16 protein-coding genes are annotated in these 18,478 nt (G+C 64.1%); 6 read left to right on the top strand and 10 right to left on the bottom strand.

Going from position 1 to position 18,478, the window contains the following annotated elements; all coding sequences use genetic code 11:
- Nucleotides 1–9: 9 nt before the first annotated feature.
- Nucleotides 10–423 (top strand): DoxX family protein, encoded by a 414-nt coding sequence (locus tag B0G75_RS18650; protein ID WP_012427266.1) that lies wholly within the window; start codon nucleotides 10–12, stop codon nucleotides 421–423.
- Nucleotides 424–522: 99 nt separating this feature from the next.
- Here the strand turns inward: B0G75_RS18650 and B0G75_RS18645 are convergent, their stop codons facing one another.
- The 4 genes from B0G75_RS18645 to prpR all read right to left on the bottom strand — a co-directional run bounded on the left by B0G75_RS18645 (nucleotide 523) and on the right by prpR (nucleotide 6,475).
- The gene (locus B0G75_RS18645; RefSeq protein WP_106308497.1) at nucleotides 523–1,677 is read right to left on the bottom strand and encodes an alkane 1-monooxygenase; all 1,155 of its coding nucleotides are present in this window, start codon (nucleotides 1,675–1,677) and stop codon (nucleotides 523–525) included.
- A gap of 303 nt (nucleotides 1,678–1,980) precedes the next feature.
- Nucleotides 1,981–3,573: an alkyl hydroperoxide reductase subunit F gene (ahpF, locus tag B0G75_RS18640; RefSeq protein WP_106278256.1), complete on the bottom strand. Its 1,593-nt coding sequence runs from the start codon at nucleotides 3,571–3,573 to the stop codon at nucleotides 1,981–1,983.
- A gap of 153 nt (nucleotides 3,574–3,726) precedes the next feature.
- Nucleotides 3,727–4,290: an alkyl hydroperoxide reductase subunit C gene (gene ahpC, locus B0G75_RS18635; RefSeq protein ID WP_012427269.1), complete on the bottom strand. Its 564-nt coding sequence runs from the start codon at nucleotides 4,288–4,290 to the stop codon at nucleotides 3,727–3,729.
- Between the two features lie 139 nt (nucleotides 4,291–4,429).
- Nucleotides 4,430–6,475, bottom strand: coding sequence for a propionate catabolism operon regulatory protein PrpR (gene prpR, locus B0G75_RS18630; RefSeq protein WP_258194557.1), 2,046 nt, complete (start codon nucleotides 6,473–6,475; stop codon nucleotides 4,430–4,432).
- Between the two features lie 159 nt (nucleotides 6,476–6,634).
- Here prpR and B0G75_RS18625 point away from each other — a divergent pair, with 159 nt between their 5' ends.
- The 4 genes from B0G75_RS18625 (at nucleotide 6,635) to B0G75_RS18605 (ending at nucleotide 11,011) form a co-directional block, all read left to right on the top strand.
- On the top strand, nucleotides 6,635–7,516 hold the full coding sequence (locus tag B0G75_RS18625) for an oxaloacetate decarboxylase (RefSeq protein ID WP_106308494.1): 882 nt from the start codon (nucleotides 6,635–6,637) through the stop codon (nucleotides 7,514–7,516).
- A gap of 649 nt (nucleotides 7,517–8,165) precedes the next feature.
- Entirely contained in the window at nucleotides 8,166–9,605 is a 1,440-nt protein-coding gene (locus B0G75_RS18615) for an MFS transporter (protein ID WP_106308489.1), read from the top strand.
- 50 nt (nucleotides 9,606–9,655) lie between these two features.
- On the top strand, nucleotides 9,656–10,090 hold the full coding sequence (locus B0G75_RS18610) for a GNAT family N-acetyltransferase (protein WP_106308486.1): 435 nt from the start codon (nucleotides 9,656–9,658) through the stop codon (nucleotides 10,088–10,090).
- A gap of 270 nt (nucleotides 10,091–10,360) precedes the next feature.
- On the top strand, nucleotides 10,361–11,011 hold the full coding sequence (locus B0G75_RS18605) for a cation diffusion facilitator family transporter (RefSeq protein WP_106308483.1): 651 nt from the start codon (nucleotides 10,361–10,363) through the stop codon (nucleotides 11,009–11,011).
- Between the two features lie 19 nt (nucleotides 11,012–11,030).
- On the opposite strand, the gene B0G75_RS18600 is transcribed toward B0G75_RS18605, so the two are convergent.
- The 3 genes from B0G75_RS18600 to B0G75_RS18590 form a co-directional block, all read right to left on the bottom strand.
- Nucleotides 11,031–11,918 (bottom strand): 2OG-Fe(II) oxygenase, encoded by an 888-nt coding sequence (locus B0G75_RS18600; protein ID WP_106308480.1) that lies wholly within the window; start codon nucleotides 11,916–11,918, stop codon nucleotides 11,031–11,033.
- 94 nt (nucleotides 11,919–12,012) lie between these two features.
- Entirely contained in the window at nucleotides 12,013–12,504 is a 492-nt protein-coding gene (locus B0G75_RS18595) for a nuclear transport factor 2 family protein (protein WP_106308477.1), read from the bottom strand.
- A gap of 123 nt (nucleotides 12,505–12,627) precedes the next feature.
- Nucleotides 12,628–14,193 carry an MFS transporter gene (locus B0G75_RS18590; RefSeq protein ID WP_106308474.1) on the bottom strand — a complete coding sequence of 522 codons (1,566 nt, stop codon included), beginning with the start codon at nucleotides 14,191–14,193 and terminating at the stop codon, nucleotides 12,628–12,630.
- Nucleotides 14,194–14,305: 112 nt separating this feature from the next.
- On the opposite strand from B0G75_RS18590, the gene B0G75_RS18585 reads away from it, so the two are divergent.
- A complete protein-coding gene (locus B0G75_RS18585) occupies nucleotides 14,306–15,181 on the top strand; it encodes a LysR family transcriptional regulator (RefSeq protein WP_106308471.1) in 876 nt (291 codons plus the stop codon).
- A gap of 154 nt (nucleotides 15,182–15,335) precedes the next feature.
- On the opposite strand, the gene B0G75_RS18580 is transcribed toward B0G75_RS18585, so the two are convergent.
- The 3 genes from B0G75_RS18580 to B0G75_RS18570 form a co-directional block, all read right to left on the bottom strand.
- Nucleotides 15,336–16,763, bottom strand: coding sequence for a nicotinate phosphoribosyltransferase (locus tag B0G75_RS18580; protein ID WP_106308468.1), 1,428 nt, complete (start codon nucleotides 16,761–16,763; stop codon nucleotides 15,336–15,338).
- Between the two features lie 82 nt (nucleotides 16,764–16,845).
- Nucleotides 16,846–17,091 (bottom strand): hypothetical protein, encoded by a 246-nt coding sequence (locus B0G75_RS18575; protein WP_181309296.1) that lies wholly within the window; start codon nucleotides 17,089–17,091, stop codon nucleotides 16,846–16,848.
- Between the two features lie 164 nt (nucleotides 17,092–17,255).
- Nucleotides 17,256–18,458, bottom strand: coding sequence for an AAA family ATPase (locus B0G75_RS18570; protein ID WP_106308465.1), 1,203 nt, complete (start codon nucleotides 18,456–18,458; stop codon nucleotides 17,256–17,258).
- Nucleotides 18,459–18,478 lie beyond the last annotated feature (20 nt).

Below are 18,478 nucleotides of genomic sequence, written 5' to 3'. Positions count from 1 at the left end.
GAAAAAATCGTGCGCTATACGCTGTTTGAAAATCAGAAAGACGCGGTCATCCTCGTCGCCCGTGTTCTGTTGATGGTGCTGTTCGTCATGTTCGGTTGGTCGAAGCTCACCGGTTTCTCCGGCACCGTGGCTTATATGACGTCGAGCGGCGCGCCGGTGCCCGAGTTGTCGGCGGTGATCGCGGTGGTGATGGAGTTTGTCGTGGGCATCGCGCTGCTGGTCGGTTTCTTTACGCGGCCGCTTGCGTTGCTCCTCGCCGTTTATACGCTCGGCACCGCGTTTATTGGCCATCATTACTGGAACATGACCGGTGCGGTGCAGTACGACAATATGATTCACTTCTACAAGAACATCAGCATCATCGGTGGACTGTTGCTGTTGTGTGTGACGGGCGCCGGGAAGTATTCGATTGATCGGCGTTGATGTTGCTGCATTGCGCGGTGCCAGGCGGTTCGGTACGCCGCGAAGAAAGCCGCCCGGTTTGCTGCCGGGCGGCTTTTTTTGGGCGTCGAACCGTTCGCACTAGCCCGCGAATTGCGCGAGGACGCGCGCGCGAATGGCAGGTCGGATATTCGACTGCGCCATGTCGCCACGATAGTGCGCGACGACGCGCGGATTCATCACGCGAAACCACAGCGGCGGCACGTACGCGAGCATGATCATCGTGGCATAGCCCGACGGCAGTTGCGGCGCGCCGTCAAAGTGACGCAGCGCCTGATACGAACGCGTCGGATTCGCGTGATGATCGGCATGACGCTGCAACTGATACAGAAAGAGATTGGTCACGATGCGATTGCTGTTCCACGAGTGCTGCGGCTGGCAACGCTCGTAACGGCCGCTCGCGAGTTGTTTGCGGCCGAGACCGTAGTGCTCCAGATAGTTGACCACCTCCAGCAGCGACGCACCGTACACTGCCTGGATCAGCAGGAACGGAACCACGATCTTGCCGTATAGCGCGATCATGGCGCCCCACAACGCCACGGTCATGGCCCACGCATGCAGAACCTCGTTGCGCCACGTCCACGGCGACTTCCCGAGGCGCGTCAGGCGCTGCTTTTCAAGCCGCCATGCGGACGCGATGCTGCCGAACACCGTGCGCGGCAAAAAGGCCCAGAACGATTCGCCGTAGCGCGCGCTGGCCGGATCGGGCGGCGTCGCGACCCGCACGTGATGCCCGCGATTGTGTTCGACGAAGAAGTGGCCGTAAGCGACCGGCGCCAGCGTGATCTTGGCGAGCCATCGCTCGAAGCGGTCCGTCTTGTGGCCGAGTTCGTGCGCCGTGTTGATCGACACGCCGGTCGCCGCGCCGAGCGAGAGCGCGAAGCCCACGTAGTCGTTCCACGTCATTGCATGTGTGCCCACGATCCATACCGCGCCAAAGAACGACACATATTCGATGAACGTGGCGAGATACACGACGCGGCGGTAATAGCGCTCTTTTTCGAGCGTGGCGACGAGGTGCTCGGGCGGATTGCCGGGGTCGTCACCGATCAGGTGGTCGAGGACCGGAATGATGCCGAACACGAAGATCGGGCCGAACCACCAGAAAATGTGCCAGCCGGTTTGCAGGGCAAGATTTGCTGCGTGCAGCGGCAGGGTGATTGTTAGCGCGCCGAGCAGCCATAGATAGCGCTTGCCGTCGACCCAGCGCGCGGGGGCCGCTTGCGATGTTGCCATTGTCTCTCTCCTTATTTGTGTGGCCCGCGCGGTGCTTGCGCACGGCCGTACTGCGTACGCATGGGCCGGCGGACTTTTCTTTTCCGACTCCCGGATTTATATGGCTTGATTGGCGCGATAGCCAAGGAATCTGGCCAGGTGGAAGTCTCCAAACGGACGGAGCACGGGCGCGACAGGCGGGGTGTGGGTCGAGCGGGTGAATGAAACGGCTGTTTTGCGGCGGCGCGAAGGCCAAATAAAAACGGCGGCCCAAAGGCCGCCGTCTACTTCCTGCCGTCTACTTCCACTACTCACACAACTGCATCAAACCGCTACTGCCACCTCAGCTTCACCAACCACTTCCACTTCTTCGCTATTGCGGATCAGGTGATCGAACGCGGAAAGCGATGCCTTCGCGCCTTCGCCCACGGCGATCACGATCTGCTTGAACGGCACCGTGGTCACGTCACCGGCGGCGAACACGCCCGGCACCGATGTCGCGCCGCGAGCGTCTACGACGATCTCGCCGTGCTTCGACAACTCGACCGTGCCCTTGAGCCATTCCGTGTTCGGAACAAGACCGATCTGCACGAACACGCCTTCCAGTTCGATCTGCTTCACTTCGCCCGAACGCAGATCCTTGTAGACCAGACCGTTGACCTTCTTGCCGTCGCCGGTGATTTCCGTGGTTTGGGCCTGCGTGATGACGGTCACATTAGCGAGGCTGCGCAGCTTGCGTTGCAGCACTTCGTCGGCACGCAGCGTGGCGCCGAACTCGAACAGCGTCACTTCACGCACGATACCCGCCAGATCGATCGCCGCTTCGACACCGGAATTGCCGCCACCGATCACCGCGACGCGCTTGCCCTTGAACAACGGACCGTCGCAGTGCGGGCAGTACGCGACGCCATGATTACGGTACTCGCGCTCGCCCGGCACGTTGATTTCGCGCCAACGTGCGCCCGTCGCCAGAATGATCGTTTTGGCCTTGAGCACCGCGCCGTTCGCCAGACGCACTTCGTTGATGCGGCCCGGGATCAGCGCCTCAGCACGCTGCACGTCCATGATGTCGACTTCATAAGTCTTCACGTGCTGCTCGAGCGCCGTGGCGAACTTCGGTCCTTCGGTTTCCGTCACGGAGACGAAGTTTTCGATGGCCAGCGTGTCCAGCACCTGACCGCCGAAGCGCTCCGCTACCACGCCCGTCGCGATACCCTTGCGCGCCGAGTAGATCGCCGCAGCCGCGCCCGCAGGGCCGCCGCCGACGATCAGCGTATCGAACACCGGCTTCTTTTCCAGCTCTTTCGCGGCGCGCGCACCGGCGTTGGTGTCGAGTTTCGCGAGAATTTCCTTTACGCCGCTGCGACCTTGGCCGAACACTTCGCCGTTCATGAACATGGTCGGTACCGCCATGATCTGGCGCGCTTCGACTTCGTTCTGGAATAGCGCGCCGTCGATCGCGACGTGGCGGATGCGCGGGTTGATCAGCGCCATCACGTTCAGTGCCTGGACGACTTCCGGGCAGTTCTGACATGACAGCGAAAAATACGTTTCGAATTGATAGTCACCGTCGAGATTGCGGATCTGTTCGATCACGGCATCTTCGAGCTTGACCGGATGACCGCCCACCTGCAACAACGCAAGCACGAGCGACGTGAATTCATGACCCATCGGAATACCGGCGAAACGGATGCCCGTGTCCTTGCCCGGCTCGCCAATCGAAAACGACGGCTTACGCTCGGCGTCGCCACGACGCTCGATCACGTTGACGCGCTCCGACAACGTCGCGATATCGTTCAGCAATGCCAGCAGCTCTTGCGATTTTGCGCTGTCGTCGAGCGACGCGACGATCTCGATAGGCCTGCTAACCTTTTCGAGGTACGTCTTCAACTGAGTCTTGAGATTGGCATCAAGCATGGCTATTCGATTCCGTGACGATGGGTGTTGGGTTCCCGGCGCCGCACGCATCCGGATAGGACGGGTGCGGCCCGGGCACGTGCGAATCACTGTAAAAAGCGATCCACACGGTGATGCGCCGCGAGAGCGCCGACTGCGAAAGGTCGTGAGACCTTAGATCTTGCCGATCAGGTCCAGCGACGGGGTCAGCGTTTCTGCGCCCGGCGTCCACTTGGCGGGGCACACTTCACCCGGGTGAGCGGCGATGTATTGCGCAGCTTGCACCTTGCGCAGCAGTTCGCCGGCGTCACGGCCAATGCCGTTGTCGTGAATTTCGGCCAGCTTGATTTCGCCTTCCGGGTTGATCACGAACGTGCCGCGCAGTGCCAGGCCTTCTTCTTCGATCAGCACGTCGAAGTTGCGCGAGATTGCCAGCGTCGGGTCGGCGATCATCGGGTACTTGATCTTCTGGATCGTATCGGACGTGTCGTGCCATGCCTTGTGCGTGAAGTGCGTATCGGTCGACACGCTGTAGATTTCGACGCCGAGCTTCTGGAATTCGTCGTAACGATCGGCCAGGTCGCCCAGTTCGGTCGGGCACACGAAAGTGAAGTCAGCCGGGTAGAAAACGAACACCGACCACTTGCCCTTCAGGCTTTCTTCCGTGACGGTCTGAAAATCGCCATTGTGATAAGCCTGCGCCTTGAACGGTTTGACTTGACTGTTGATGATCGGCATTTTGCTGAGTCCTCTTTCGGAGTGGTTGGAAAGTGGAGTCAGTATCTCAGACGACGCTTAATAGGTAAAGCGGAGTGTTTTAATGACGGCGATAGTCTGACACTATTTATCGCACTGCGGAAGACTATCGCGCCGTGGCTCAGGCTTTCAGAAGACGCCAGAGGGTAGTACGGCCGATGCCCAGCGCCCGGCTCGCCGCGGCGCGGTTGCCACCGGCCTGTTCGAGGGCGTGAAGGACGTTCTCGCGGGTCGGGCTGATGCGGCTCGGGGCGGGCTCAGCGGCGGTATTCACGCCGTTTGCGACGTTTGCGCCGTTTTTTGTCCCGCTCATGCCGTGTGCGCTCGACTTCACGGCCCCCGCCTTCATGCGCCCGAATTCTGGAAACATCGCCTGCCAATCCTGACCGGCATCGCCTGCTGCATCGCCGCAATAGATCGCGGCGCGCGTCAGCAGATTTTCCAGCTCCCGTACATTGCCGGGCCACGCGTAGTGCTCGAACAGCGGCGCGAGAAACGCCAGCACCCGCTCGAACGCGCCTTCCGACAAGCCATATTGGAGCGCACTGCGGCTCAACAGGTAACGCGCCAGTTGCGGCACATCGTCGCGCCGTTCGCGCAGCGGCGGCAATTTTAACTGAAGCAGGTTCAGACGAAAATACAGATCCGCGCGAAACGCGCCCTGCTCGACCAGCGCGTGCAGATCGCGGTGCGTGGCGGCGATCACCCGCACGTCGACCGGCGTGGCGCGTCCGGAGCCGAGCTTCATTACCTCGCGCTCCTGCAGGACGCGCAGCAGACGGCTTTGCAGCGCCGCCGGCATCTCGCCGATTTCATCGAGGAAAATCGTCCCCGTGTGGGCGATTTCGAACAGCCCCGGCTTGCCGCCGCGCCGCGCGCCAGTGAACGCGCCTTCCTCGTGACCAAACAGTTCGCTTTCGATCAGCCCCTCGGGCAACGCCGCGCAATTGAACGCGACGAACGGATTGCCGCGCCGCCGGCTCGCATTGTGGATGCCTTGCGCGACCAGTTCCTTGCCGGTCCCGCTTTCGCCGCTCAGGAGCACCGTGGCGTCGTGCGCGGCGCCCGCGCGCGCCAGCCGCCGCACGCGCTCGAGCGCCGCCGAGTTGCCGATCAGATCGTCCAGTTGATGCCGCGCGACCAGATGTTTCGGCCGCTGGCTGGTGCGCAGCGAGCGGTCGATGCGCTGCGCGACCAGCGCGTCCTGCAACGTGATCACCGAGCCGGAGCGCACGCCCTGCTCCACGATCGGCACGCAATTGACGATCAGCGCGCGCCCTGCGATCTGCTCGATACGCTCCTCGATCGGCAGGTTGTCCTCGAGCGTCTCACGCAGTAACGGCCCGACGGCGCGCTCCACTTGCGCCGGCACGTCCTGCTCGCGATCCAGACCGAGCAGGTCGAGCATGGCGGGATTGACGGCTTCGACCTGGCCGGCGTCGTCGAAAGCGGCGACGCCGTCGCGCAGGTGCGCCACGATCGTGTTCAGGCGCACGCGCTTCGATTCCTTCTGGCGGCTCACGCGCGCCAGTTCGACCGAGCGCTCGAACGCTTCTTCGACCGCGCCGAGCGAGTACAGGAAAACGCTCGCGAGGCCCGCCTGCTGGGCGAAGTCGCACGCCATGCCGGGGCCGATGATGACGCTGCAGCCTTCGGTGGCCAGGCTGTCGACCGCGAGCCGCACTTCGTCGACCGAACGGTAGGCGCGCTGTTTCAGGCTCACTTTCAGCCACGAGCTCAGGTCGGCCAGTTCATGCGAGATCGTTTCGTGCAGCACGAGGCCGATTTGCGCGTTAGGCCACGTGGTCGTGGCGCGGGTGATTGCGCTGAGCACGTCGAAGCCGTTCACCTTGACCATCACGACGGGCACGTTCAGGTTGTCGCGCAGGTAGGCGCCGTTCGAACCGGCGGCCAGCACGACGTCGACCGCGCCCGCGTCCACGTAAGCCTGCAAGGCGGTGACTGCGGCGCCGTAACCTTCCCGGACGGAGAAGATTTTCGCGCGCCTGGCGTAGCGCGGTGCGACGGTCTCGCAAAGCGACTGCAACCGGCTGATACTCACCAATGCAATGCCTGGGCGGCCCGGATCGGGATTCGCAAGGGACGACGTGAAGGTGGACACCGCGGCGCTCCCGTTTACGTTGAAACGTTCCACGAAACGTTTCATGGAACAGCATTCTCATTGTGCCATGGAACGCCGCGTCACCACTTCTTCGCTAACTTGCTGATTGTTTGGGACAAACCGGCGAGCCCGCAAAATGGCACGCTTCCTGCGGATTCCCGCTCGCGCCATTTATCCGACTTTCCTGAAAGGAGACACACCGTCATGACCACATCCGCCACCCGCCGCGCAGCCTTCCGCGCCAAAGTCAACGAACGCCAGGGCCTACTCGTGCCCGGTGCCTTCAATGCGATGAGCGCCCGCGTGATCGAGGACGCCGGCTTCGAGGCGATCTACATCACGGGCGCGGGCGTCACTAATATGTCGCTCGGTCTGCCCGACCTCGGCTTCATCGGCCTTGCCGAAGTCGCCGAACATACGGCGCGGATTCGCGACGCGGTCGCGCTGCCGCTGATCGTCGACGCCGACACCGGCTTCGGCAACGCGCTGAACGTGCGCCAGACGGTGCGCGTGCTGGAGCGCAGCGGCGCCGACGTGATCCAATTCGAAGATCAGATCATGCCGAAGAAATGCGGCCACTTCTCCGGCAAGGAAGTGGTTAGCACAAGCGAGATGGTCGGCAAGATCCGCGCGGCCGTCGATGCCCGTGAAGACGGCAATCTGCAGATCATGGCTCGCACCGACGCGGCCGCGGTTCACGGCATCGAAGACGCGATCGAGCGCGGCCATCGCTTCATCGAAGCCGGCGCCGACATTCTGTTCATCGAAGCGACCGAATCGCTCGCCGACATCGAACGTTTGCCGGGCCTGTTCGACAAGCCGCAGCTGATCAATATCGTGATCGGCGGCAAGACGCCGGTGCAATCGCGCGAGGCGCTCGCCAAGCTCGGCTACGGCATCGTGCTGTATGCGAACGCGGCGCTGCAAGGCGCGGTACTCGGGATGCAGCGCGCGCTCGGCACGCTCAAGAGCAGTGGCCGCCTCGACGAGGACGCCACGCTGGTCGCGCCGTTCAGCGAACGCCAGCGGCTGGTCAACAAGCCGCTGTATGACAAGCTGGATCGGGAGTACGCCGCGAAAGAGTGAGCGGTGGAGGGATCTGTGTTTTGGGTGGGTTTAGCGGCCCGGTGGGCTTGTGGCTCGCGGGTTTGCGGGCTCGCGGGTTCGCGGGTTCACGGGTTCACGGGTTCACGGGTTCACGGGTTCACGGGTTCACGGGTTCACGGGTTCACGGGTTCACGGGTTCACGGGTTCACGGGTTCACGGTTCACGGGCTTGCGGTTCACGGGCTTGCGGTTCGCGGGCTTGCGGGCTTGCGAATTGCGGCTGCGGCTGCGGCTGCGGCTGCGGCTGCGGCTCGCAGCTTTGCGGAGGCGCAGGCCTGCGGACTGCGAACTTGCGAACTCGCTGCCCCTCGGCCCCGCCAACCTTCCGCTCCGCAGAAGCGCCACCTACCCCACTGCCATCGTCACCGATATGGCGCCCCGTATTGCGTTAGGATTCAGGGCCAGCCATCGTTTGGCCATCTTCGGCAAAACCATCCTGAATAGCTTCGCCGGCGCGCCAACCGCGGCCACGATCCCCTCGCGCGTCCGCCTCCGGACGCCGGAAACACGTTTTCAAAAGGTAGTCGCAAGAACATGAAGGCCCAACCATCGCGCGCGAAGCGCCGGCACTGCAGCGGCACCGATAGGCGCTCGCACGACACCGCAAGCAGCGCGACGGGAGCCGCCCAATGAGCGGCAGCGAGACACGCAACACGCACGTCGGCTGGCTGCCGTATATCGTCGCGGCTACCTTCTTCATGGAATACCTCGACACCACGGTGATCGCCACCGCGTTGCCGCAGATGGCGCACTCGTTCGGCGTCGGTCCCAACAGCCTCAGTCTCGGCATGACGGCCTACATGCTGGCGCTGGCGATCTTCATCCCCGCGAGCGGCTGGGTCGCCGACCGCTGTGGCTCGCGCACGGTGTTCTTCAGCGCGATCGGCGTGTTCACCGTGGCTTCCGTGTTGTGCGGCCTGTCGCAGAACGTTGTCGAGTTCACCGCCGCCCGTCTGCTGCAAGGCATAGGCGGCGCGATGATGGTGCCGGTGGGCCGGCTGATCGTGGTCCGCAGCACCGAAAAAAGCCGCATGATGCAGGCGATCTCGACCATCACGTGGCCGGCAATTGCCGCGCCAGTGGTGGGGCCGCCGATCGGCGGCTTCATCACGACTTACGCGTCGTGGCGCTGGATCTTTCTGCTCAACGTGCCGTTCGGCCTCGCGGCCATGGCCGTTGCGCTCGCGCTGGTGCCGAACCTGCGCGGCACCGAACGCAAGCCGCTCGACGTGGTCGGCCTGCTGCTGAGCGGCGCGGCGTTGACGGCGATTCTCTACGGCGCGGAGTTGGCAAGCCAGCCCGGCGAGAATCCGTGGATCGCCGGCGCGATCATCCTTGGCGGTTTGCTGGTGGGCGTGGTGGCGTTCCAGCATGCGAAGCGTCATCCGCATCCGCTCATCGACGTCTCGACGCTGAAAATCCCCACTTTTTCCGTGACCGTGGTGACCGGCTCATTCACGCGCATCGGCATCGGCGCGGTGCCTTATCTGATGCCGCTGCTGTTCCAGGTGGGCTTCGGCCTGTCGGCGTTCAAGTCGGGGCTGTTGCTGCTCGCGAGCGCGCTCGGCAACCTCGGCATGAAGGCGCTGACCACACGCATCCTGCAGCGTTACGGTTTTCGCATGGTGTCGATCGTCGACGTGACGGTGGCCGGCGTCTTCATCATCGCGTGCGGATTGCTCAGCCCGAATGTGCCGCTCGCGCTGGTGCTGTTCGTCGTGTTCATCTACGGCGTGGCGCGTTCGATGCAGTTTTCCACGCTCGCCACGCTCGCCTATGCCGACGTCGCACAACCGCAGATGAGCGCGGCCAGCACGCTATGGAGCGCGGCCGCGCAGATGACGATCGGCCTCGGCATCGCGTTCGGCGCGGTGTCGCTGCGCGCGGCGGCGTTCTTCAACGGCGAAATCACGGGCCGCGTGTTCACGCTCGACGATTTCCGTCTCGCGTTTCTGTTCGCGGGCGTAGTGACGCTGGCATCCGTGATCGGCTACATGGGTCTCGCACGCGATGCCGGCCAGAGCATCGGCGGCGGTTCGCGCGGCAGCGAAGATCCGGCCAAGGGTTGACGGCGAAGCACTCTGATAAAACAGGCGGAGATAACAGGCGGAGATACGCGGTGCAAGCACAAGAACTCACGATTTCGCATGACAAGGCCGACCTCGACATCGAGATGGTCTACACGTTCCTGTCGCAAGAAACCCCATGGGCCAAGGGCATGCCGCGCGAGACGTTCGAGCGGGCCGTCGCGGGCTCGCTGTGTTTCGGCGGCTATATCGATGGCAAACAGATCGCGTTCGCGCGTCTGATCACGGACGAGGCAACCTTCGCGTACCTGTGCGACGTGTTCGTGCTGCCGGCGTATCGCGGTAAGGGATACGCGTCCGCTTTAATGAAGCACGTTTTCGCCAGCCCCTCGCTGCAGGGCCTGCGAAGAATCATGCTAGCGACGACCGATGCGCATCATGTATATGCGTCGCATGGTTTCGAGGGGCTCACGAATCCGGAGCTTTTCATGCAGGTGCACAACCCTGACGTCTATAAAACGCCCTGAGCGCGAAGTGCAGCAATAGCGACCGAGGGCAAACGCGAACTCGCGTCACGCATATGACAGCCCCAAGACGAAAGGACCTATAGCGGATCGCAACGGGCAGGCCACGGCGCGCTGGCGCCGCAAACCCTCGCGGCGCTGTCATCGGCGTGCCACGTTGGACGGCTAATTTGCTGCGGGAACAGAAACCGCACAAGAGCAAAAACCGTCCCCAGCCCATGCCACAGCAATCCGCGCGCGAGACCTGCAGCGATTCCGTCGACGGCGGCGGCCTTGTTTAAGGCCGCCTCCGCCAGCGCGCTGCTCAACGCGTTCCTTTCGGCGATGCAGATCGCCATCGGCCTCATGGCGCATTCGGACGGGCTCTTTGCCGACGGTGTGCACACCTTGAGCGACCTCGCGGCGGATGGCGTCGTGCTAATCGTGCTATACCTCACCACAAGACACCCGCGCGCTGCCGAAACCGGCACTGATACCGGCATCGAACAGGCGCTGGCCACGCTGTTCATCGCCGCCGTCCTGATACTCACCGCCGCCGAAATGCTCTGGACCAGCGTCGCGCAAACCTCCGCGCTGAACGGCGACACCGCGATGCATATCGGTGCGCTGGCCGTCAGCGGCTTCGTCATGCTCGCCAAAGAGGCCCTGTTTCGCTATATGCGTGCCGAAGGCGCCCGCACCGGCTCGGCGATTCTGCTGGCCAGCGCGTGGCATGCACGCGTCGACGCGGCGTCGGCGCTCGTGGCGACGTTGGGACTCGCCGGCAGTCTGGCCGGCATGCCGATGCTGGATCACATCGCCGGCGCGGCGATTGGCCTGATGATCATGCGGATGGGTTACTTGAGCGGGCGCGGCGCGTTGAAGCAGTTATTCCCCGGCTCGCCGGGCAACGCGACTGCCACCGCCGGCCAGCCGGCCGATTAGCATCTGGAATCGGTTTGCGTCAGCCGTAAGCGCGTTCGCGCATCCACTTCGTCATGATCCATTTGTCGCCGCCGAGCACGGGTGCGCCGCCATGCAAGGTCAGTGGATCGAGTTGGCGCTGGCCGTTCATATACCGGAAATACACCGCCCCACCCTGTCTTGCCGCGACCGATATGCCCGCTTCGGGGAAGATGGTTTCGCCGCCGTCCGGCACGTCGTTCAGGTAGATCACCAGCGTGGCGACGCGCTGGCCGCCCTGCGCGGTATGCACGGCGCTGCCGGGTTGATCGGGCGGGAAGTAGTCGAAATGCGGGCGGTATTCGCCGGTCGTGCCGTAGTGCAGAATCTGCAGCCCTTCGCCGTTTTCGACCGGCCAGTTCATCAGGCTCGAAATGCGCCGATCCATCCGTTCGATGAACGCGTCTTCGCCGCGCTGATACCAGATGCCTTCGCTGGTGCGATTGCGGATCACGTCTTCCTTGCCGGTCTCGGGATTGACCGTGGTGGAGCGCTTCAACCGATGACGCGAGCGCTCGATCATCTCGGCGCATTCGTCCGGCGACAACACGTCGCCGAACACGATCACCTGGGGACGCTCGCAACGCATCAGCACACGCACGTCGCGATCGTGCGCGCGGATCAGATTGCCGCGCGCGACGGGCGGATCGTCGTAGTCATAAGTCCGTGGCGCGGCTTTGGCGAGCGCCGCTTCGGTCGCGGCCGCCGCGGCAAAGGCCGGATTCGCCGATTTAGCCGGGTCCTGATTGAACGTCCTGTGCACGGCCGCGCGCGCGGCGTCGGTGGCGAAACCGGCCTGCACCATGGCATCGACCATCGAATCGGGACTGCAGCCGCGCGCCACGTTGCTGCTCAGCCACTCTTCCCATGCGGCATCCACTACTGGCATAGCATTCCTCATTCGTCCGCTTGAAGAAATTCAGCATCACGTGGCTGAATGATAGCAAGCAGGCGGTCTTAGGCCTGACTGCGCGGCACGCTGCTCAAGTGCGCTGTTGGCGCCGCCGGTAGAGCTCGAGTCCTTTTCTCGCCTGCGTTCGGATAGCGCGCTGCACGAGCGGCGACCAGCCGAGCAACGTCCCCTTGAGGCCCAACGCCTGGCGCGTCCAGCTCCACAAATCGAAGCTGTCGCGATGTTCGACGATGCGGCCGTCGCGGAACACGAAACGGGCGTCGATGCGATTGACCACCGCGCGCCCCGTCTGGCTGAAGAGATAACTTGCAACCCAGCGGGCACGGCCGCTACGGTCTTCCGCTTCCACGCCCTCGAACGTCAGCGAGAAATCCTGCGCGCGCGCCACCAGCATGCGCCACATATCGCGCGCTTCCTCGCCGCGCAGCTCGCCGAACGCGGGGTCGCTAAAGACGACGTCGTCCGCGTAACAGGCCACCATGGTTTCGGCGTCGCGTTGCTGGAGCGCCGTATAGAAACGTTGGATCAGTTCGGTGTTGCTGTTGGCGTTGGGATGGCTCATTGTTTTGATGTGGTGTGTTGGCCGTTTTTGAAGTCGATCCGGAAAAGCACCCGGCGATCATTCGAAGGCGGGCACGCCGCACACGATATCGGAAAACCGGGCCCAACGGGCGACACAGCGCGCCTATCCGTTCGACGCCGCGCCACGCATCCGCGCGGCCTCGCTTCTGCCGGCCAGCAACCACACGCCCGCCGCAATCGACACCGCAATGAGCGCGGCCAGACCCAGCGCGGCGGCAAAACCACTCGCAAAGCTCGCGTGCGCAGCCGACATCAGCGCAGCTCGTACGGCGGCCGGCAAACCGGCTGTGGCCTGCGCCGTATCGCCGGCTAGCACGCGAGACATGAAGCCGGCATCGAGCGCGGTTTTCACCTCGGGCGTCACTGGCGTCGCCGCAAGAAATGCCGTGTGCGTGCGCGCCGCGAGCACCGCGCCGAGCACCCCGACCGACGTGACGATAGCGGTGAAGCGTGTCGTCGTGCTGATGCCGGAGGCCATGCCGGTGCGATCCGGCGGCACACAGGCCATGATCGCCTTCTGCGTGTCGCCGTTCAGAATTCCCGCGCCGAGGCCGGTCACGATCATGCCGAGCGCGACCAGCGCATAGCGTTCGTCGCCCGCAACCACTGCCGTCAGCAGATTGCCGAAGGCGATCAGCACCAGGCCCGCCGACAGCACCGCCATGCTCGACACGCGCCTGCCGAGCGCGGCGCCGATGTATGGTCCGGCCACCATCGACAGCGCGAACGGCAACATGCCGACGCCCGCCGCCACTGCCGACAGACCGAACGCGTTCTGCAGATACAGCGGCAGGAACGTCATCATCACTTGCGCGCAGGCGGCGTAGCCGAACATGGCAAGCACGGCGGCGACAAAGCGCGGTTGCCGGAACAGCGCGAGATCGACCATCGCATGTGCCCGTACTCGCTGCACCTGAACGAAGGCGGCGAACAACAGCACGCAGGCCAGCAGCCGCGCGACGGTCGGCCAGCCCGCGAGGCCGTCGGCCGGCACTTCGATCAACGCCCAGATGCCGAGCGCGAGCGCGCCGCCGAACAACACGCTGCCGGCGAGATCGAGCGGACCGGGTTTCGGATTGCGCGACTCGACGATCGCGCGCGACGCGCACCACGCGAGCACCGCGCACACCGGCAGATTCAGCAGAAAGATCCAGCGCCAGCCGAACCATTGCGTGATGACGCCGCCGACCAGCGGCGCCACCGTGGTCGCGAGACCCATGCAGGTGCCCCACACGGCCCACGCGCGCACTCGGGCGGGGCCTTCGTGAAACGTGTTCGCGATCACGGCGAGCGCGGCGGTGAGCAGCATCGCAGCGCCGACGCCTTTGACCGCCCGTGCGATGTTCAGGGCCGCCGCCGTGGGCGCCGCGCCGCAACCGAGCGACGCCAGAAAGAACACCGCCAGCCCGAGCAGCAGCATTTTTTTGCGGCCGACGCGGTCGGCGAGACCGCCCGCGGGCAGCAGGCATGACGCGAACGCGACCATGTACGCGCTGACGACCCATTCGACGTCGGCGAAACTCGCGTGGAACGAGCGTGCGATCGACGGCAGCGAGACCGCCACGACATTGGTGTCCAGCACGATCAGCGCGCAAGTGGCCGAGGCGGTGGCCAGCACGAATGCGGGATTGACGGGTGTTGCGCGCTGATGTTGCGAATGAGGCGGCATAGGAAGGCAAATTGGCGGTGAGTTGAAGTCATCTCATCGTAGCGATCCGTGTATTGCCTGTCATTGGCATAGAATCGCAAAATAATTAGCTTGAATGGAAATACAGAAAACCATGCGGCAACTCGAACTCCGCCACATCCACGCCTTCGTTTGCGTCGCGAAACAGCTTCATTTCTCGCGCGCCGCCGACGAACTGGGCATCGCCGCGCCATCGCTGACCAAGCTGATCCAGGAAGCGGAACGGCTGCTCGGCGTGCGGCTGTTTCATCGCACCAAGCGCTCGGTCGCGCTCAGCGCGGCGGGCAGCGCCTATCTCGCCGAGGCGCTGGTCGCGCTCGATCACCTCGCGCGCGGCGAGGAGCGCGCGGTGCTGGCCGAGCGTGGCGAACTTGGGCGCGTCGAAGTCGGTTATGTGGCGTCGGCGGCGTATGCGGGCGTGTTGCAGCGCGACGTCGGCGGATTTCGCGGCACGCATCCGGGCGTCGATATTTCGATCCGCGAGGTGCCGATGGACAACATCGCCGCCATGCTGCGCGACGGCCTGCTCGACGCCGCCTACGTGCGCCCGCCGATGCTGCTCGCCGACGGCATTCAGGCCACGACCGTGCATCGCGACCAGTTCGTCCTCGCGCTGCCGGCTGATTCCGCGCTGGCGGCGTCAGCGAGCGTCAAACCAGCGCAACTGCGCGACCAGTGCTTCGTGCTGCCGGAGCAGGAAGCCGGCACCTTCGAAGTGGCGCGCCGCGGACGCTTCTCCGCGCGCCTCGGACCGCGCCCCGGCACGCTCGCCTCGGTGCTGGCCTGCGTGTCGCTGGGCGGCTACGTCGCCGTCGTGCCGCATACGCTGGCTGACTGCATCGCGTTGCCGGGTGTGGTGTACCGCGACATCGCCGGGCCAACCATCGCGTCGGAGATCGCGATTGCCTTCCGCAAGTACGAGCGGGCCCCGGCCGTCAAGGCGTTTCTCGACTTCGTGAGGCGCAAATGACAGTGATCTGACTGCGGCGCGAAGGGCCCGGAAACGGCTCCTGTCCTGGAATGCAGCCGCCGCCGCTCCGACCGCCCTTGCTCCGAATGCGTGGCGGCCGGATCGATATCCGCGCTTCGGGCGTTGCGGTCTGGCGAGCGAGCAAGGCGGCGCACTAGCCTTCGTGTGCGTGTGCGCGGCTTCTGATTTCAGCAAGCGACATATCGACCAGCAGCTTGCCGAACTCGAACACTGTCACCAACGCTTCTTCCCAATCGCCTTCGACGGCAACGGGCAGGGTCGTCGTTCGATACTCGCCCGTGTGGCGATTCTTCAGCAGCGTCAGTCGCCCTTTCATCGAGCGCTTTCCAGCGTCCGTGACAGGGTCTTTGAGCACGTCGTGCCACTCGTCGCCTAACCGGATCGCCGAGCACTTCATCGCGAAGCGCTGCGTGTCGCGGTTGATCTGCTGCAACAGCGCGCCGCCCATGCCGAACACGATGTTGTCCGTAGCGAAACAGGCTTGGTCGATGGCGCCGAGAATCGCTTCTATCGAATTGGGATTGACGCCGTCGCCCTGGATCACGCGCACATTGTTGAGCACGCGCCGCCCTTTGCCGTTCACCACCGATCCGAACGACGCCTCCAATGCCCGCAGCGTTTGCAGCACGATGGTTTGCGGATCGCCGGAGTCGGGCCGGATCACCAGCGTGCCACCGGAGTCGAGCACCGCCTGTTTCAACTCCGTGCCCCAGGCGTTCAGCGCGGCGAACAGATCGTAGGAGTCGGACACCACCGACACGATCGCGCCCGGCTTGCCGAAGCGCGCGATCATGTTGCGAAACGCGTCGGTTTCGCGCTCGCGGCCCCACGAGGTGATCGTGCTGTGCTCCGCCGCCGGCACGGAAAACGCCGCCATCGTTTCGTTGTAGTAGTGGTTCGCCGCGACCACGCCGAGCACGGTATCCGAGCCCATGAAGCTGACGAGATGCGCCGCGCCGCCGATCGCCGCCGACTCCGCGCTCGATACGCCGCGCGCGCCGAAGTCGTGCAGCTTGAACGGCAATTGCGTGAGGTCGTCGCTGCTCTTCAGCAGATAGCCGCGGATCGTCCCGCGCAGATGCCAGCTTTGCGTCGCGACCGTAATCGGATACCACACGCGCAGGAGCATGGTCTCCAGATACGACGCCAGCCAGAACACCTGCGGGTCGTCGCATTCCACCGTGACGAGCACGTTGTGCGTCGGCACGACCGAGCCTTCCGGCACCGCGCGGATGCGCACCGGCAGATAGCCGCCGTGATGTTCGACGATGTAGCGCCAGCCCGCTTCGTTGAACGGCTCGCCGTGCGCCGTAAAAAACGCCTTGGCCTGCTCGATCATGGCCGGCGTGATCGGGCGGCACAGATATTCCTTGATCAGCATCTGCAGGCCGAAGAACAGCGTGCGGTCGTAGCGCCCGCCGCGCGATTCGATGTATGAAAACATCGCCGACGCTTCGGGCGGATATTGCAGGTAGTGCGACGCCTTGTACGAATCCGTGTTGAGAATCGGATTGGACAGGATCGACGCGATATCGTTGAGACCGCTGGACTCATTTTGCATGGGCGATGCCGCGCTCAAAGGCGCGCAGGAAAGTAAGCAGACGGACCGCTCATCCAGCCGGCCACATCGACACGATACACCGTCAAAACACGCCGGGAATCACGCGAAATCGCACCTTGCCTCGATAGGCGCAATAGCTCTCGTCGCCGGACAACAGCTTTTCTTCGCGCAAGATGCGGCCGACCTGCAAAGCGAACTGGCATCCATACACGATCATGTTCTGAATCCCGAAGTTCACCAGCTCCGCCACACTGCCCGGTTCATCGCTCCTGTTTTTCGCGGGACAATGCTCGCCATGACGCTCAGGCGGCGGAGTGGTCCATGTCATTCCAGACTCGTTTCGATATGCGAATTATTATTCGAGCCGGCTACGCCACGGGCTGCCGGCCTCCCAGTGTCGCAGCGTAGCAGCGGCACGGGTCCGCTGTCCAGATCAGGCCATGGACGTGCGGATTCGCTTCCAGCGAGTCTGTCCCGCTTGACAGGATGGTTTCAATGCCCCGGCTTGAGCTGCGGCGGCACGTTCGGCCGCGACGCGAACAGCCGGCCGAACACGCCTTTGCGGCGCTCGGCGCTGCACGGCCACAGCATGTCCGCCAGCAGGCTGATGCCTTGCGCAAGCGTGCTGTCTCTCGCCGACGTCACCAGCGGCACACCGCGGCTGAGCGCGTCGTTGGCCTGCTTGTCGTCGCGCGGAAGCTGATGCGCCACCTTCGCGCCAAGCGTCTGTTCGAGCTTCGACAGGTTGATCTGGGCGTTCTTGTCGTAGTGATTCACCACCACCCGCACCTTGCTGGCCGGATAGCCCAGTTCCCTGAAAATATCGAGCATGCGGCGCCCGCCGTGCAGGTAGAGCAGGTTCTGCCGCACCACCATGCAGATCGCGTCGCTGCGATCGAGCGCGCGGATCGTCATCGGATTCAGGCTCTGCCCGACGTCGATCAACACCGCGTCATAGCGCTCGCGCGCGAGCGCGAGAATGCGCTCCAACTGCGCGGGCAGCAGTTCGGCGGCCTTGAGCGGGTCGCCCGCGCCCGCCAGCACATCGAGATTTGCGTGGACATGCATCACGCATGATTCGAGTAGTGCGGCGTCGAGGCGCTCCGCCTGGGAGCAGAGATCGGCAAGCGTGGTGGGCGGCGGTTTATCGGCCATGAGCAGACTGGCGTCGCCGAATTGCTGGCTCAGGTCGATCAGCAGCACACGCCGGTTGCTCAGCGCGGCAAGTGAATACGCGAGATTCACGGCGATCAGCGTGGTGCCGCTGCCGCCCTTGCTCGAAGCAAGCGAGACCACCCGGCCGGCGCGGCGGCTAGTGGCGTTTTTCCGCGCGTCGGCCTGGATGAGAATGGTGGTGATCTCGTCGGCGTCGGCCGGCCACGACAGCACGTGCCGCACGCCGACGCGCATCGCCACGCCCAGCAACGCGGTGGACGGCGCCGCTGTCAACAGCACGCAATGCAGGGCCGGCATGCAGGCCAGCGCTTCCTCGACGCCGTCCAGATCGCGCGTGCCCAGATCGGCGTCGTCGACGATCAGCATATCGGCGCTCTGAATCGCACGGTCGTGCGCCCGAACCTGCCGGGCCGTGCCCTGAGCGGTCCGCAACCGGTAAGCCACGCCACTTGCCTCGAGGCGAGCGACGATTTGCGGCGCACGCTCCATGCTGGATGAAATCAGGAAGATGTCGATCATGTCGGCTCTCCGCCGGTCTG

It is taken from the genome of Paraburkholderia sp. BL18I3N2 (genome assembly GCF_003001875.1).
GTDB lineage: Bacteria > Pseudomonadota > Gammaproteobacteria > Burkholderiales > Burkholderiaceae > Paraburkholderia > Paraburkholderia phytofirmans.
Note: the sequence above shows the minus strand (reverse complement) of the source record. Positions and strands in the feature narration are given on the sequence as shown.